The following is a 13,585-nucleotide window of genomic DNA, read 5'->3' as shown; positions in this document are numbered from 1 at the left end:
GGACCGGCGCAACTACTGAAGCCGCCGGAAGCAGAGCGGCTCACGGCGCTCCAGTCCCAGGGTCCAGAGCCCACCCGCCAGCTCCCTCAGCTGTTGCAACAGAGCCATGGTGTCGCCGGTGGCGATCCACCGGGCCTTGATCGCGGGCAAGGTCTCCTGTAAGGCCTCGATCGGCAACTCCAGCAGCAGCAGGCTGTGCTCGCCGGCCGCCCTCCGCAGCGCACCCTCCTCACTGCGCTGCCACACCCGCACCAGGAGCTCGAGGGCCTGCTGGCGGCCGACGTCGCCAGGATCCCCTTCAGCCGGGAGAGCCTCCACCAACGACTGTCCCTGGAGCGGCATCGCCCGCTGCCCCCCCTGCTCCAGCAGGGCCAGGGCGATCAGATAGGGAGCGGCAGTCATGGGTTGAGCAGCGGAAGGCACTGACACAGTGGCCCCTGGAGCCAAGCAGCTGAATTTCGCAAGCTGGCGTCGCGGGTTGTCAGCCAGATCTGCGGCAGCAAGCATTCAGCCAACTCAAGTACAACAAAGTCGGCTGCAGATCGAGTCCCTGCAGCCATCTCAGAAACGTGAAACCACACAGATCTCCTCCTGCGAACCATCCAGAACCCAGTAGATCGTTGGTGGCTTCAGGCTTCGAGGCAGCGCAGGAGTTGATTGCAATCTGCTGACAGCCTGCTCAGGAGCCAGCTCCTTAAACTGGATTCAAAAGTTTCTGAACCGACGCCTGGCTGTGCCTCCCCGCTTCACGTTCCCCCTGGTGACCCTGCTGCTCGGTGGCGGCCTGCTGACGCCAGCCGGAGCCATGGCTCAGGCCCAGCCTCCCGCCTCGGCTCAAGAGACATGGCATCCCCCTGTGGCGCTCCCCCACACCCCTGCTCTGCAACCGCAACCGCAACCTCAGCCGAAGCCGCAGGCGCGGCGAGACGCCGAAGTGGCGATCAGCTCACCACGCCCTGAACGCAGCCTGGTGATTCACCGCAGCAAGCGGCAGGTGGTGGTGATCGAAAATGGCCGCGAGCTGCGTCGCTTCCCGGTGGGTGTGGGCATGCCCGGCTGGGAAACTCCTCTTGGCCGTTTCCAGGTGATCGAAATGGCGCCCGATCCGGTCTGGAAGCACCCGGTGAGCGGCAAGCTCTACCCTCCAGGGCCGAACAACCCCCTGGGAAGCCGCTGGATCGGCTTCCACCGCGATTGCGCCGGCAAGCGGGGGTTCAACGGTCAGCAGCATCTTGAGGTGAAGGGCTGTGTCACCGCCGGCTTCCACGGCACCCCCCATCGGGAGACGGTCGGCCAGGCGGTCTCCCACGGCTGCGTGCGCATGTACGAGGAAAACGTGCGTGACCTCTTCGAGCTGGTGCGCATGGGAACCGTGGTCACGGTCCTGCCCTGAGCGTTCGCTCAGGGCAGGAAACGTAGAGTTCGGCCCTTCCCTGGGTTCTCCCCATGCGCGTGTTGTTCGCCGCCGCCGAGTGCGCCCCGATGATCAAGGTGGGGGGCATGGGTGATGTGGTGGGATCCCTGCCGCCGGCGGTGGCAGCCCTGGGCCACGACGTGCGCACGATCATGCCGGGTTACGGGAAGCTCTGGAGCCGCCTGAAGATCCCCTCGGAGCCCGTCTTTCGTGGCTGGGCGATGGGCAACGACTTCGCCGTCTACGAAACACAGCATCCAGTCCATGGGCTGCCGCTGTATCTGGTCGGTCATCCAGTGTTCGATCCGGAGCGCATCTACGGCGGAGAAGATGAGGACTGGCGCTTCACCTTCTTTGCCAACGCCGCCGCCGAATTCGCCTGGAACCACTGGAAGCCGGAGGTCTTTCACTGCCATGACTGGCACACGGGCATGATCCCGGTCTGGATGCACCAGGACCCCGAGATCAGCACCGTTTTCACCATCCACAACCTCGAATATCAGGGCCCCTGGCGCTGGAAACTCGAGCGCATGACCTGGATTCCCTGGTACATGCAGGGGGACCACACCATGGCCGCCGCCCTGCTCTATGCCGATCGGGTCAATGCCGTCTCGCCCACCTATGCCCAGGAAATCCGCACGCCCGAATACGGCGAACGCCTCGAAGGCCTGCTGAATTACATCAGCGGCAAGCTGCGCGGCATCCTCAACGGCATCGACACCGAAGCCTGGAATCCTGCCAGCGACAGCCTGCTGCCTGCCCGCTACAGCGCCAGCGACATGGCGCCGAGGGCCACCAACAAACAGGTGCTGCAGGAGCGCATGGGCCTGGGGGTCAATGCCGACACCTACCTGATGGGGATGGTCAGCCGTCTGGTCGACCAGAAAGGGGTGGATCTGCTGCTGCAGGTGGCCGATCGGGTGCTCGCCTACTCCGACAGCCAGATCGTGGTGCTGGGAACAGGCGACCGCAACTATGAATCGGGCCTCTGGCAGATGGCCGCCCGCCATCCCGGCCGCTTCTCGGTGTTCCTCACCTACGACGATGCCCTGGCGCGGTTGATCTATGCCGGCGCCGATGCCTTCCTGATGCCCAGCCGCTTCGAGCCCTGCGGCATCAGCCAGATGCTGGCGATGCGCTACGGCTGCATCCCGATCGTGCGCAAGGTGGGGGGCCTGGTCGACACCGTCCAGCCCCATGTGCCAGCAAGCCACAGCGGCACCGGCTTCTGCTTCGATCGCTATGAGCCGGTCGACTTCTACACCGCGATCGTGCGCTCCTGGGAGGCCTACCGCCACAGCCAAAGCTGGCGGGAGCTGCAGCTGCGCGCCATGGCCGTCGACCACAGCTGGACCCGCTCGGCACTCGACTACGACGCCATGTACCGCGATGTACGTGGGGTCAAGCAGCCCACCCCCTCGGCCGCCGATGTGGAGCAGTTCTCCCTCGGCCAGGAGGCCGATCCCAGCCTCAGCCCGGGGGGTGCCCCAGCCAAGACAGCTGAACCTGCAGCCAAGCCCTCCAGGCAGGAAGGCGGCGGCCCGCGCAACCCCCTCTCCGCCCTGCTGCGCCGCGGCCAGAGCTGAGCATGGAGCGCTCCGGCTCCGAGCTGCCGGTCGTCTACGAAAATCCCTGGCGGGCCCTGGGGAGGGACCTGCGCGCCGTGGCCGCCAGCTGCATGCTGGCCCTCAGGCGGCTGTGGCGCCGCCAGTGGGAGGGGGATCTGCCGGTACCTCCGTTCTGGCCCCGGCGTCAGGCCACGCTGTTCTGGCCGGCCCTGCTGCTGGCTTTGCTCCTGCTGACGCTGGGGGGCGGGGTTGCCGTGCAACTGCTGCGTTCGCCCAGCGCGGAGAACCCAGGCCAGGCCTCCGTTGAATCGCTGCCGATCGCAGCTGAAGGAACTGCGGCAGAGGTGGAAGCCACGGAGCCATCCCTGGAATCTCCTGCTGTGGCAGGACCAGATCCACGCGAGGCGGAGCCGCAGGAACCGGTCGCACCCAGTCCCGGCCTTGAAGCGATCGCGCTGCCCCCGGGCTTCAGCGACGACTCAGGGTTGGTGATGGCGGCACCGGAGAGCGGCATCGCAGCGCTGCTGGAGCTGCGGATCTCGCAGGCCTTCAAGGCCCTGGAGGAGCCCGAACGGCAACGGCTGGCGCAGCAGTGGTGGCAACAGGCCCTTGGCCTCGGCTACGAGCGGCTGCGGCTGATCGACAGCGGCGGCGCGGAACTGGGCCGGAATGCGGTCGTGGGCGGCGGCATGATTCTGCTCGATTGATCCGATGCGAGCGGAACCGATGCGGCTGGAGAACCTGGTGGAGCTCTGGGGAGCGCCGATCGAAGCGGCTCCCGCCGATCCGGACACCAGCTTCAGCGGGGTCTGCACCGACAGCCGCGAACTGAAACCTGGCTGCCTGTTCGTGCCACTGGTGGGAGAGCGCTTTGATGGCCACCGCTTCCTGGCAGCGGCCCTGGAGCAGGGGGCGCTGGCCGCCCTGGCCCAACGTGACCGCCTCAGCACCGAGCAGGCCGAAGCCCTGGTGCGCTCCAGCGGCGGCCGGATCTGGCTGGTGGACGACACCCAGGGGGCCTACCAGCAGCTGGGGCGCCTCTGGCGCCGCCAGGGCACCGCCCCGGTGATCGCCGTGACCGGCTCAGCCGGCAAGACCACCACCCGCGAGCTGATCCGCACCGTGCTGGCCCCCCTGGGTCCGGTGCTGGCCAGCGTGGGCAACGAAAACAACGACGTGGGCGTGCCCCTCACCCTGCTCAAGTCCGGTGGGGAGCACCGGGCCGTGGTGGTGGAAATGGGGATGCGCGGTCTGGGGGAGATCGAGCGGCTCAGCCGCTGCGCCGAGCCCGACATCACCGTGATCACCAACATCGGCACCGCCCACATCGGCCGGCTGGGCAGCCGCGAGGCGATCGCCACCGCCAAGTGCGAGATCGTGGCGGCCCTGCGTCCCGATGGACTGGTGGTGATCCCGGCCGGTGACCCCCTGCTCGAGGCCAGCCTCGCCGCCGTCTGGAGCGGGCGGGTGATCCGCGTCGCCCTCCACGACGATCCCCCGGGTCCTCAGCCAGCCCAGCTGCTGGGCCGCCTCCAGGCCGGCGCCGACGGCGACCGCTTGATCTGGGGGCAGGCGGAGCCGGGGGGCACGCAGTACAGCACCGAGTTGCCGCTGCCGGGCCGCCACAACGCCCGCAACCTGCTGCTGGCCCTGGCCGTGGCCAGCGAACTGGGGGTGGATCCTCTGCAGCTGCGCCACCTGGAGGTGGCCCTGCCGGGCGGACGCAGCCGGCGGATCCGGCTGGGGGGGATTGAGGTGCTGGATGAGACCTACAACGCCTCCCCCGAAGCGATGCTGGCGGCCCTGGATCTGCTCTCGGCCCAGCCGGGCCGTCGCTTCGCGGCCCTGGGCACCATGCTCGAGCTCGGGGAACAGAGCAGCGAGCTGCACCGCCGGGTGGGGGAGCGGGCCAGAGCCCTCGGGCTCGATGGCCTGGTGATCGTGGCGGGGGGCGCTGAAGGGGAAGCCCTGCTGGCGGGGGCCGCCGGCCTGAGGCGCCTGCAGCGGCTCGACTCACCAGCGGAGGCAGCCCAGACCCTTCTGGGCTGGCTGGAGCCAGGTGATCACCTGCTGCTGAAGGCCAGCCGAGGGGTGGCCCTGGAGCGCCTGCTGCCGCTGCTGGAGCAGGGGCTCAGCCCCGCGGCGGGCTCCAGTCGGCCTTGATCAGCTGAGGGGCGCGACCCAGGGCGAGGGAGCCTGCCGGCACGTCACGGGTGAGGGTGGAGCCCGCCCCGACGGTCACGCCCTCACCCAGCACGATCGGTGCCACCAGCACGGAGTTGGCGCCGGTCTTGCTGCCGGCACCGACCACGGTGCGGTGTTTGCGCACGCCGTCGTAGTTAGCGGTGATCGTGCCCGCCCCCACATTCACCTCGGCCCCCAGATCGGCGTCACCCAGATAGCTGAGGTGGTTGGCCTTGCAGCCAGCGGCGAGATGACTGTTCTTGACCTCCACGAAATTGCCGATGCGGCAGCCGCTCTCCAGGCGGGCGCCCGCCCTGAGCTGGGCAAAAGGACCCACCACACAACCTTCGGCCACGCTCACCCCGCGCAGCACGGAATAGAGCACCTGCACCCCATCGCCGAGCTGGCTGTCCTCGATCAGGCAACCGGGGCCGATGCGGCAACCGCTGCCGATGCTGGTGCTGCCCCGGAAATGGCACTGGGGCTCCACCAGCACGTCCCGACCGAAGCGGGTGCCATCGCTGAGGGTGCAGCTGGCGGGATCCACGAAGCTCACCCCCTCGGCCATCCAGTGGCGCCTGAGCCTCTCCTGCAGGGCGGCCTCACACTGGGCCAGCTGCAGGCGGTCGTTGATGCCTGCGATCTCGGCGGGGTCCTCCACCTCCAGATGCACGGCGGGGCTGAGCATCGCCACGGTGTCGGTGAGGTAGAGCTCCCCCTGGTCGTTGTCGGTGCTCAGCTTCGGCAGCACCGCCGCCAGGGCGCGCCAGTTGAAGCAATAGATGCCGGCATTGGTGAGGTCATTGCGGCGCTGCTCCTCGCTGCAGTCGCGGTGCTCCACGATCGCCTCCACCTGACCCTGGCCATCGGTGAACACGCGCCCGTAGCCACTGGGATCAGCCAGGCGAGCCGTGAGCAGGGTCACCGCGGCCCCTGAGGCCCGGTGCCGCTCGAGCAGCGACTCGAGGGTGGCGGGCCGCAGCAGGGGCACATCGCCGTTGAGCACCAGCAGCTCCCCCTCGAACTCAGCCAGAGGAGCCAGCAGTTGCTGCACGGCATGGCCGGTGCCGTTCTGGGGCTGCTGCAGCGCGAACTCCAGGCCCTCCAGGCCGGCCAGGGCGGAGCGCACCCGCTCGGCCTGGTGACCCACGATCAACACCTGCCGCTGGGGATCGAGGTGGCGGCAGCTGGCCAGCACCCGCTCCACCAGGGTGGAGCCCGCCAGGGCCTGGAGCACCTTGGGGAGATCGCTCTTCATCCGGGTGCCCTTTCCGGCGGCCAGCACGGCAACGGCGAGCATCGGCGGATCAAGGCGGCTGGGCACGGAATCTACCGGTCTCCTCCCTGCAACCCCCAGCGCCGCCGCCAGGCACTGGCCGGTTCCGCATCACTCAGGGCCTGGGCCCGCTGACGGCTGGCCAGAATCGTCTTCCCATCGGCCTGTCCTTCCGGGTCGCGGTAGGGCTCGCCGGCCCTGCTGGCCAGATGCTCCAGCTCCATCGCCGAGAGGGGCCGCCACCAGCGCGAGGTGGCTTCCAGAGCCTGAGACGCCACGGTCCCCTGGCTCCAGGCCTGGCCTGCAGCGGCGCCCTCAGATCCCAGCGCCGCCACCTGCAGGCCCGCCGCCGCCAGGCTGCGGCGGGGTGCGGCGGCCGAGCAGTAGGTGAGCAGACGCCCCCGGGGGGCCAGCAACGCGGCCAGCGCTGCCAGGAACTCCTGGCTCCAGAGCTGGGGGCAATGGCGCGGCGAGAAGGCATCCAGCATCACCAGATCGCAGCGACCAGCTGCGCACTCCAGCACCGCTTCGATCGCTCGGCGGGCATCACCCCAGTGCAGCTGCCCCTGGCCGTGGGAGCTCCGCCAGCAGCTGGTGTCCCGCAGCTGCCGGAGCAGATCAAGCCCCAGCGGGGCCTGCCACTGGGCACGAAAGCTCGGCTCTGCCAGAGCCAGGGCCAGAGGGGCCGGATCGATCTCCAGCCCGAACCAGCGCAGGCGCAGGCCGCGGGGGGCGGCCGCTTCGAGCAGGGCGGCGCTGTTGGTGCCCAGACCCACGCAGACATCCACCACCCAGAGCTCCTCACCGGCACAGAAGCGCTCCAGCTGGGCGGGCCTGACAAAGGTGCGCTGCGCCTCGAGCAGGGCGCCGCTGCGGCAGTGGAACCCCTCGCCGTACTCGACGCTGTACAGACTGAAACTGCCGTCGCCGCTGAAGCGGGGGCTCAGATGGGCCGTCCCCTGACTGCCGAAGGTCACCCCGCCTGGCCTCAGGCTTCCGCCTGCAGGCGCGCCAGATCGTCCCAGAAGCCCGGGTACGAGACCGCCGCCGCCTCACTGCGATGCAACCGGGTGGTCCCACCCGCCACCTGGGCGGCCACCCCCAGGCTCATCGCCACCCGGTGATCGGTTTCACTGTCCACCTCGGCGCCGCGGAGCGGGCGCCCCCCCTCGATCACCAGGCCGTCGGCGGTTTCTTGCAGGCAGGCCCCCATGGCCCCCAGCTGGCGGCTCATCACCGCCAGGCGATCGGTTTCCTTCACCCGCAGTTCCTCGGCATCACGGATGCGGCTCACCCCTTCGGCGCAGCAGGCGGCCACCGCCAGAATCGGAATCTCATCCACCAGGCGGGGAATCAGATCCCCGGAGATCTCGAACGCCTGCAGCGGGCCATGGCTGACCCGAACATCCCCCACCGGCTCACCGGCCACGTCGCGGGGGTTGAGCACCTCCAGACGCGCCTCCATCTGCTCGAGAACCTCGAGGATGCCGGTGCGGGTGGGGTTGAGGCCCACATTCTCCACGGTGATCTCGGCTCCCGGGGTGATGGCGGCGGCCACCAGCCAGAAGGCCGCCGAACTGATGTCGCCGGGCACCACCACCGGCAGACCATGCAGCGAGGCCCCGGGATGGAGCCGGATCAGGCGTCCCATCTCACCGTCCACCTCCAGCTCGGCACCGAAGGCTCTGAGCATGCGCTCGCTGTGGTCACGAGAACGGGCCGGCTCGATCACGGTGGTGGAGCCGCTGGCCGTGAGGGCCGCCAGCAGCAGGGCCGATTTGACCTGAGCCGAGGCCACGGGGGTGCCGATCACCGCGCCGTGGAGCTTGGTGCCTTCGATCGCCAGAGGGGCCAGGTTGGCACCCGCCCGCCCACGGATCAGGGCGCCCATGGCGGCCAGGGGCTGCCCCACCCGGGCCATCGGCCGCCGGCGCAGGGAGGCGTCGCCATTGAGCACGAAGTGACGTCCGCTGCGCCCGGCCAGCAGCCCCAGCATCAGGCGCATGGTGGTGCCGGAATTGCCGCAGTCGAGCACGTCCTCGGGCTCCCTGAGGCCATCGAGCCCGACCCCCCGGACCAGCACCGGTTCACCCGCTTCGATCGGACTGATCGTGACCCCCATGGCCCGCAGGCAGGCGGCTGTGCTGAGGGGATCCTCGGCGGGCAGCAGGCCCTCGATGCGGGTCTCTCCTTCGGCGATGGCGCCGAACAGCAGAGCCCGGTGGGAAATCGACTTGTCGCCTGGCACCCGCACCGTGCCGCGCAGGCTGCCGCCAGGGCCTGCTCCGGCGTTGGAGCCCAGGGTCAGGGGGCTGCCGGAAGCAGGGGCGACGGCCATGCGAAGGGGGTGGTGAGAAGGGTCAATCGGGGGAGCCTAGGGCTGAGCTTCCGCTGGAAACACGGGCGACTGGGAGCCATAGAGCCGATCACCGGCATCCCCCAGGCCGGGAACGATGCGGAAGGCCTCATCCAGCTCGGGATCCACGCAGGCGGTGTACACGGTGAGATCCGGAAACCGCTTGCCGAGGGTCCCCAAGCCTGAACTGGCCGCCAGGGCCGTGATCACCCTCAGCCGCTGACCGCTCACCCCCCTGGCCTGCAGACGCTCGAGCACCTGGATCAGGCTGCCGGCGGTGGCCAGCATCGGATCGAAGACCATCACCCCCACCCGCTCGCCGATCCGCTGGGGCAGGGCGTCGAGGTAGCAGTCGGCCTCACCCGTGCGTTCATCCCGCACCAGACCGACATGGGCCACCCGGGCGGAGGGGAGCACCGCCTGCCCCCCCTGCCACAAGCCAAGTCCAGCGCGCAGCACAGGCACCGCCAGCACCGGCACGGACGGATCCACCACCATCCCCTCCGTGAGGGCCAGCGGGGTCTGGACCGCCACCGGTCGCTGGGGCAGCCAGTCGCGCACCGCTTCGTAGGTGAGCCAGCGCCCCAGCTCGGCCATGGCGGTGGCGAACAGCGGGGAGGGGGTCTCCTGATCCCGCAGCACTGCGAGCCAGTGGGCGATCAGGGGATGGGGTGGAACGACCACCCGCAGCGACATGCTCATGTGCCATAGCTTGGGGCGTCACGCTACGTGCGACGTGCCGCTTGCCCCTCGGGTTTCCGGGCCCCACCCTTCAGGCTTCCGGCCCGCACCTGGGCGCTGGCTGGCGCTGCTGGCTGGTCTGATCGTGCTGGTTGGCGGCGCCCTGTTCACCGGGGTGGAGAGTGCCAGGGCGATCACGGCTCCGGAGCTGAGGGGCCAGCGTGCACTGCAGGACCTTCAGCCCGACATGCGGGGCCGTGATCTGCACCAGCAGGAGTTCCTCAAGGCCTCGATGGGCGGTTACGACCTCAGTGGCAGTGACCTGCGCGGGGCCGTGTTCAATTCGAGCGACCTGACCAACACCAACCTCCGTGAGGCCAACCTCGAAGACGCCGTGGCCTTCGCCACCCGCTTCGATGGAGCCGATCTGAGCGGAGCGGTGCTGCGCAACGCCATGCTCATGCAGAGCCGCTTCACCGGCGCCTCGATCGAGGGGGCCGACTTCAGCGATGCGGTGCTGGATCTCTCACAACTCAAGGCCCTCTGCTCCCGCGCCGACGGCATCAACCCCAGCACAGGGGTCTCCACCGTGGAAAGCCTGGGGTGCCGGTAACATTCGAGTCCGGTTCCGGTGGAGAACAGCCACCGGGGGCAAGGGGGAAAGTCCGGTGCAACTCCGGCACTGTCCCGCAGCTGTGAAGCCCGTGCTCCGGTCTACCGCCGCCGCACGCGCCAGTCAGAACACCCGCCGGTTCTCCCTCTCGTGCCGGCGCGGACCGGAACTCCAGACCATGACCTCCCTTTCTCGGGACCCGGCTCCGCTGCGGCAGCCAGCCCGTCCTTCTCAGCAAGCTCCTCGGCGGCAACAACGGGTCCAGCGTGAGCGTCCTGCTGGCCCCCGTCCCCTGCACCTGATCGCCCTGGTGGGACTGGTGCCGCTGGCGCTGATGGCGGCGCCGGCCTCTGCCCACCACCTGATGGACACGTTCGGGCTGCAGGAAGGAGCCCTGGCTGGGTTCCTCAGCGGTCTGGGGCATCCCCTGCTCGGCCCTGACCACCTGCTTTTCCTGCTGAGCCTCGGCCTGGTCGGACTGCAGCAACCGCTGCGCTGGGTGATCGCCCTGCTGGCGATCGGCCTGGGCTCCACCGCCCTGGGCCTGATCCTGCCGGTGCTACCCGGTAGCGAGCTGCTGGTGGCCCTCTCTCTGGTGGCCACAGGCCTGGTGGTGCTGGGCCGCTGGCCCCGCTGGATCCTGCTGCCCGCCATCGCGCTGCACGGCAGCGTGCTCAGCCAGCCGGTGCTCGCGTGGTCGATCGGGACCCAGAGTCTGTATCTTCTCGGCCTGCTGATCAGCCAGGGTGCCCTGTTGATCACTGCCGTCACCGTGGTGCGCTCCTGGGCCCAGAGCCTTCAGACCGCCAACCTGCGTCTGGTGGCGGGTTTGCTGATCGGAATCGGCGCCACGTTCGCCTGGACCCAGTTGGTGCCCTGACCATGGCCGTTTCCCCCGCAGCCCCCCCGGCGTCAGTTGCCAGCAGGCGGCTGCCGGTCACCGTGGTGACCGGATTTCTCGGTGCCGGCAAGACCACCCTGCTGCGCCAGCTGCTGCTCAACAGCGGCCAGCGTCTGGCGGTGCTGGTTAATGAATTCGGCGAGGTGGGCATCGATGGAGCCCTGCTTCGCAGCTGCGGCTTCTGCCCAGAGGAGGAGCTGGAGGGGCGGCTGGTGGAACTGGCCAATGGCTGCCTCTGCTGCACCGTCCAGGATGAGTTCCTGCCCACCATGCAGATCCTGCTGGAGAAGGCGGATCGCCTCGACGGCATCGTGGTGGAAACCAGTGGTCTGGCCCTGCCCGAACCACTGGTGCAGGCCTTTCAGTGGCCTGAGATCCGCACCCGCACGCGTGTCAATGGCGTGGTGGCGGTGGTGGATGGCGAAGCTCTGGCCCAGGGCAGCGTGGTGGGGGACCCCGCGGCCCTGGAGCGGCAGCGGGCAGCTGACCCCAGCCTGGATCACCTCAGTGACCTCGAGGACCTCTTCCGGGATCAGCTGGAGGCGGCTGATCTGGTGCTGATGAGCCGGGCCGATCGGCTGGATGCCTCCCAACGCGAGGCCGTGCAGCGGCAACTGGGGCCGCTCTGCCGCCCTGGAGTCGCCGTGCTGCCGATGGCACGCGGGGACGTGCCCGCCGATCTGATGCTCGGCCTTGATCGGATTGATCAGGCAACCGGGCAGCACCACCGGTCTCCGGGAGATCATCCTCAGGACCACAACCACAGCGACGAGCCCCACGACCACGTCCACGACCACAGCCATGTGCCGATGCAGTCGCTGGCGCTGCAGCTGCCAGGGGATTTCGATCGGGGGGCCCTGGAGAGTCTGCTGATCGAGCAGATCGTGAAGCAGGGGATTCTGCGCCTGAAGGGCTGGTTGCGGCAGAGCGGCAAGCCCAGACCCCTGCAGATCCAGGCGGTGGGCCCGCGGCTCGAATGCTGGTACGACCGCCAGCCCGTCGCCCCTGCTGCCGACGCAGGTCGTCCTGGTCTGGAGCTGGTGGCGCTGGGCCTGCGGCTGGATCGCAACGAGCTGGAGGAGGCCCTGGCCGGGGCTGCCTGCAGCGCCGGCGGCTGAAGGCACCGCCTGCGCTCAGTCCAGCGGGAAGGAGCCCTTGGCACAGAGCCCATCCCAGCAGAGGGCATGGTCCTCCTGCCAGTTACCGCTCACGCGCTGCCAGGGACCGCTGGAACGGCGCATCTCCACGCTGCCCCGCCCGTCATGACGGAAGAGCACCCGCAGGCCCTCCAGGTCGATCCACCAGCGCTCTCCCACCGATTCCACCGTCATCACGCACGGGTTCCAGGGGCCACCCTCCAGGCGGCACTCCACCTGGTAGCTGGGCGGCTCATCGGCTCCGACCGCCGCTCGCGACAACCAACCGAGCCCCAGCACGAGTATCGCCAACAGGGTCATCAGGCTGGGGGCGGAGAAGGGCAGCCGCGCCGGCAGCGCCAGGGCTCGGCCTTGCATGGCTTGGTCTCCTCCGTCTCATCCCTATCAAGCTGGATCGAGCCCTGGCGAAGGGGGAGCATCGGCTGCCAAGATTTAACAAACGTTCTGGCTGCCTGGTGCCCCGCTTTCACGCCCGCGTGCTGATCTCCCTGAGGCCCTCGGTTCTCGATCCAGCTGGCGAGGCCACCCGCGCCGCCACCGGCCGCCTGGGGGTGGAGGGAGTGAGCCGGCTGCGCATCGGCAAGGCGGTGGAGCTGGAGATCGAAGCTCCCGATGCCGACACAGCCCGCTCCCGGGTGGAGTTGCTCAGCGACAGGCTTCTGGCCAATCCCGTGATCGAGAACTGGGAACTGGAGCTGAGCCAGATTGTCACCAACGGGGCGAGCCTCTCGGCATGACGATTGGTGTGGTGGTCTTCCCCGGCTCCAACTGTGACCGGGACGTGCGCTGGGCGGCCGAGGGGTGCATGGGGATTCCTACCCGGTTCCTCTGGCATGAGGAGCGTGATCTGAGTGGGCTCGATGCCGTGGTCCTGCCCGGTGGCTTCAGCTACGGCGACTACCTCCGCTGCGGCGCGATCGCGCGCTTCGCACCGGTGCTGGAGGAGGTGGCCTGGTTCGCGTCCAGGGGCGGACCGGTGCTGGGCATCTGCAACGGCTTCCAGGTGCTCACCGAGCTGGGTCTTCTCCCCGGAGCCCTCACCCGCAACAGCCGACTCCACTTCATCTGCGAGCCCACCGGCCTGAAGGTGCACCCAGGAGCTTGCCGCTGGCTGTCCGACTATGGAGAGGCTGAAGCGATCAGTCTGCCGATCGCCCACGGGGAAGGCCGCTACCAGTGCGAGCCGGCCACTCTCGAGGCCATGGAGCAGAGCGGCCAGGTGGTGCTGCGCTACCAGAACAATCCCAACGGCTCGGTGGGCGATGTGGCCGGCCTGTGCAATCCCACTGGCAACGTGCTCGGGCTGATGCCGCACCCGGAGCGGGCCTGCGACTCCCGCACCGGTGGGCTCGACGGTCAGCGACTGTTCGCGAGCCTGCTGGGCTGAGCTGCCCAGACCCCCCCGGACATCAAAAAGGGGGCCGGTGGGGGCCCC

Annotated in this window: 15 protein-coding genes and 1 riboswitch; of the genes, 9 read left to right on the top strand and 6 right to left on the bottom strand. The window is 69.0% G+C overall.

The annotated features are described in order from the left end of the window. Nucleotides 1–12: 12 nt before the first annotated feature. On the bottom strand, nucleotides 13–402 hold the full coding sequence (locus FPZ61_RS02505; protein ID WP_185464538.1) for a hypothetical protein: 390 nt from the start codon (nucleotides 400–402) through the stop codon (nucleotides 13–15). Nucleotides 403–733: 331 nt separating this feature from the next. Between FPZ61_RS02505 and FPZ61_RS02500 the strand changes: the two genes are divergently transcribed. Genes FPZ61_RS02500 through murF form a run of 4 tightly spaced genes read left to right on the top strand, consistent with a single transcriptional unit; the run spans nucleotide 734 to nucleotide 5,145 of the window. Then, nucleotides 734–1,393 carry a L,D-transpeptidase gene (locus FPZ61_RS02500; protein ID WP_370593326.1) on the top strand — a complete coding sequence of 220 codons (660 nt, stop codon included), beginning with the start codon at nucleotides 734–736 and terminating at the stop codon, nucleotides 1,391–1,393. A 53-nt stretch (nucleotides 1,394–1,446) separates the two neighbouring features. Next, complete coding sequence (glgA, locus tag FPZ61_RS02495; protein ID WP_185464539.1) at nucleotides 1,447–3,000, top strand: glycogen synthase GlgA; 1,554 nt, start codon at nucleotides 1,447–1,449, stop codon at nucleotides 2,998–3,000. Between the two features lie 2 nt (nucleotides 3,001–3,002). Next, entirely contained in the window at nucleotides 3,003–3,689 is a 687-nt protein-coding gene (locus FPZ61_RS02490; protein ID WP_185464540.1) for a hypothetical protein, read from the top strand. Nucleotides 3,690–3,693: 4 nt separating this feature from the next. Next, a complete protein-coding gene (gene murF, locus FPZ61_RS02485; protein WP_255441289.1) occupies nucleotides 3,694–5,145 on the top strand; it encodes a UDP-N-acetylmuramoyl-tripeptide--D-alanyl-D-alanine ligase in 1,452 nt (483 codons plus the stop codon). Here murF and glmU read toward each other — a convergent pair. From glmU to upp, 4 genes are read right to left on the bottom strand one after another with little or no spacing between them, the layout of a single operon-like run. Continuing rightward, nucleotides 5,114–6,466 (bottom strand): bifunctional UDP-N-acetylglucosamine diphosphorylase/glucosamine-1-phosphate N-acetyltransferase GlmU, encoded by a 1,353-nt coding sequence (gene glmU / locus FPZ61_RS02480; protein ID WP_185464693.1) that lies wholly within the window; start codon nucleotides 6,464–6,466, stop codon nucleotides 5,114–5,116. The genes murF and glmU overlap by 32 nt on opposite strands. 29 nt (nucleotides 6,467–6,495) lie before the next feature. Continuing rightward, nucleotides 6,496–7,419 (bottom strand): MnmC family methyltransferase, encoded by a 924-nt coding sequence (locus FPZ61_RS02475; protein WP_185464541.1) that lies wholly within the window; start codon nucleotides 7,417–7,419, stop codon nucleotides 6,496–6,498. 11 nt (nucleotides 7,420–7,430) lie between these two features. Continuing rightward, nucleotides 7,431–8,780, bottom strand: a complete 1,350-nt coding sequence (aroA, locus tag FPZ61_RS02470; protein ID WP_255441288.1) for a 3-phosphoshikimate 1-carboxyvinyltransferase — start codon at nucleotides 8,778–8,780, stop codon at nucleotides 7,431–7,433. 36 nt (nucleotides 8,781–8,816) lie between these two features. Next, nucleotides 8,817–9,500 carry a uracil phosphoribosyltransferase gene (gene upp, locus FPZ61_RS02465; protein WP_185464542.1) on the bottom strand — a complete coding sequence of 228 codons (684 nt, stop codon included), beginning with the start codon at nucleotides 9,498–9,500 and terminating at the stop codon, nucleotides 8,817–8,819. 106 nt (nucleotides 9,501–9,606) lie between these two features. Here upp and FPZ61_RS02460 point away from each other — a divergent pair, with 106 nt between their 5' ends. The 3 genes from FPZ61_RS02460 to cobW all read left to right on the top strand — a co-directional run bounded on the left by FPZ61_RS02460 (nucleotide 9,607) and on the right by cobW (nucleotide 12,111). Continuing rightward, on the top strand, nucleotides 9,607–10,092 hold the full coding sequence (locus tag FPZ61_RS02460) for a pentapeptide repeat-containing protein (protein WP_255441314.1): 486 nt from the start codon (nucleotides 9,607–9,609) through the stop codon (nucleotides 10,090–10,092). Further along, nucleotides 10,086–10,247, top strand: a riboswitch (cobalamin riboswitch). (Overlaps the previous gene by 7 nt.) Nucleotides 10,248–10,270: 23 nt before the next feature. Then, complete coding sequence (locus FPZ61_RS02455; protein WP_221629723.1) at nucleotides 10,271–10,972, top strand: HupE/UreJ family protein; 702 nt, start codon at nucleotides 10,271–10,273, stop codon at nucleotides 10,970–10,972. 2 nt (nucleotides 10,973–10,974) lie between these two features. Then, nucleotides 10,975–12,111, top strand: coding sequence for a cobalamin biosynthesis protein CobW (gene cobW / locus FPZ61_RS02450; RefSeq protein ID WP_185464543.1), 1,137 nt, complete (start codon nucleotides 10,975–10,977; stop codon nucleotides 12,109–12,111). A 15-nt stretch (nucleotides 12,112–12,126) separates the two neighbouring features. Here cobW and FPZ61_RS02445 read toward each other — a convergent pair whose 3' ends face one another. After that, on the bottom strand, nucleotides 12,127–12,507 hold the full coding sequence (locus tag FPZ61_RS02445; protein ID WP_185464544.1) for a hypothetical protein: 381 nt from the start codon (nucleotides 12,505–12,507) through the stop codon (nucleotides 12,127–12,129). A 98-nt stretch (nucleotides 12,508–12,605) separates the two neighbouring features. Between FPZ61_RS02445 and purS the strand changes: the two genes are divergently transcribed. Then, nucleotides 12,606–12,887, top strand: coding sequence for a phosphoribosylformylglycinamidine synthase subunit PurS (gene purS / locus FPZ61_RS02440; protein ID WP_185464545.1), 282 nt, complete (start codon nucleotides 12,606–12,608; stop codon nucleotides 12,885–12,887). Then, entirely contained in the window at nucleotides 12,884–13,537 is a 654-nt protein-coding gene (gene purQ, locus FPZ61_RS02435) for a phosphoribosylformylglycinamidine synthase subunit PurQ (RefSeq protein ID WP_185464546.1), read from the top strand. Before purS ends, purQ begins: the two co-directional genes overlap by 4 nt. The last annotated feature ends 48 nt before the right edge of the window (nucleotides 13,538–13,585 follow it).

The sequence above is a fragment of the Synechococcus sp. BSA11S genome (assembly GCF_014224355.1).
Taxonomy (GTDB): domain Bacteria; phylum Cyanobacteriota; class Cyanobacteriia; order PCC-6307; family Cyanobiaceae; genus Regnicoccus_A.
This window is presented reverse-complemented; position numbering and strand designations above follow the sequence as displayed.

Coding starts and splice junctions, on each gene's coding strand:
- cobW (WP_185464543.1), top strand. CDS start 10,975: ATGGCCGTTTCCCCCGCAGCCCCCCCGGCGTCAGTTGCCAGCAGGCGG.
- upp (WP_185464542.1), bottom strand. CDS start 9,500: ATGAGCATGTCGCTGCGGGTGGTCGTTCCACCCCATCCCCTGATCGCC.
- murF (WP_255441289.1), top strand. CDS start 3,694: ATGCGAGCGGAACCGATGCGGCTGGAGAACCTGGTGGAGCTCTGGGGA.
- FPZ61_RS02455 (WP_221629723.1), top strand. CDS start 10,271: ATGACCTCCCTTTCTCGGGACCCGGCTCCGCTGCGGCAGCCAGCCCGT.
- glmU (WP_185464693.1), bottom strand. CDS start 6,466: ATGCTCGCCGTTGCCGTGCTGGCCGCCGGAAAGGGCACCCGGATGAAG.
- glgA (WP_185464539.1), top strand. CDS start 1,447: ATGCGCGTGTTGTTCGCCGCCGCCGAGTGCGCCCCGATGATCAAGGTG.
- FPZ61_RS02490 (WP_185464540.1), top strand. CDS start 3,003: ATGGAGCGCTCCGGCTCCGAGCTGCCGGTCGTCTACGAAAATCCCTGG.
- FPZ61_RS02445 (WP_185464544.1), bottom strand. CDS start 12,507: ATGCAAGGCCGAGCCCTGGCGCTGCCGGCGCGGCTGCCCTTCTCCGCC.
- aroA (WP_255441288.1), bottom strand. CDS start 8,780: ATGGCCGTCGCCCCTGCTTCCGGCAGCCCCCTGACCCTGGGCTCCAAC.
- FPZ61_RS02505 (WP_185464538.1), bottom strand. CDS start 402: ATGACTGCCGCTCCCTATCTGATCGCCCTGGCCCTGCTGGAGCAGGGG.
- purQ (WP_185464546.1), top strand. CDS start 12,884: ATGACGATTGGTGTGGTGGTCTTCCCCGGCTCCAACTGTGACCGGGAC.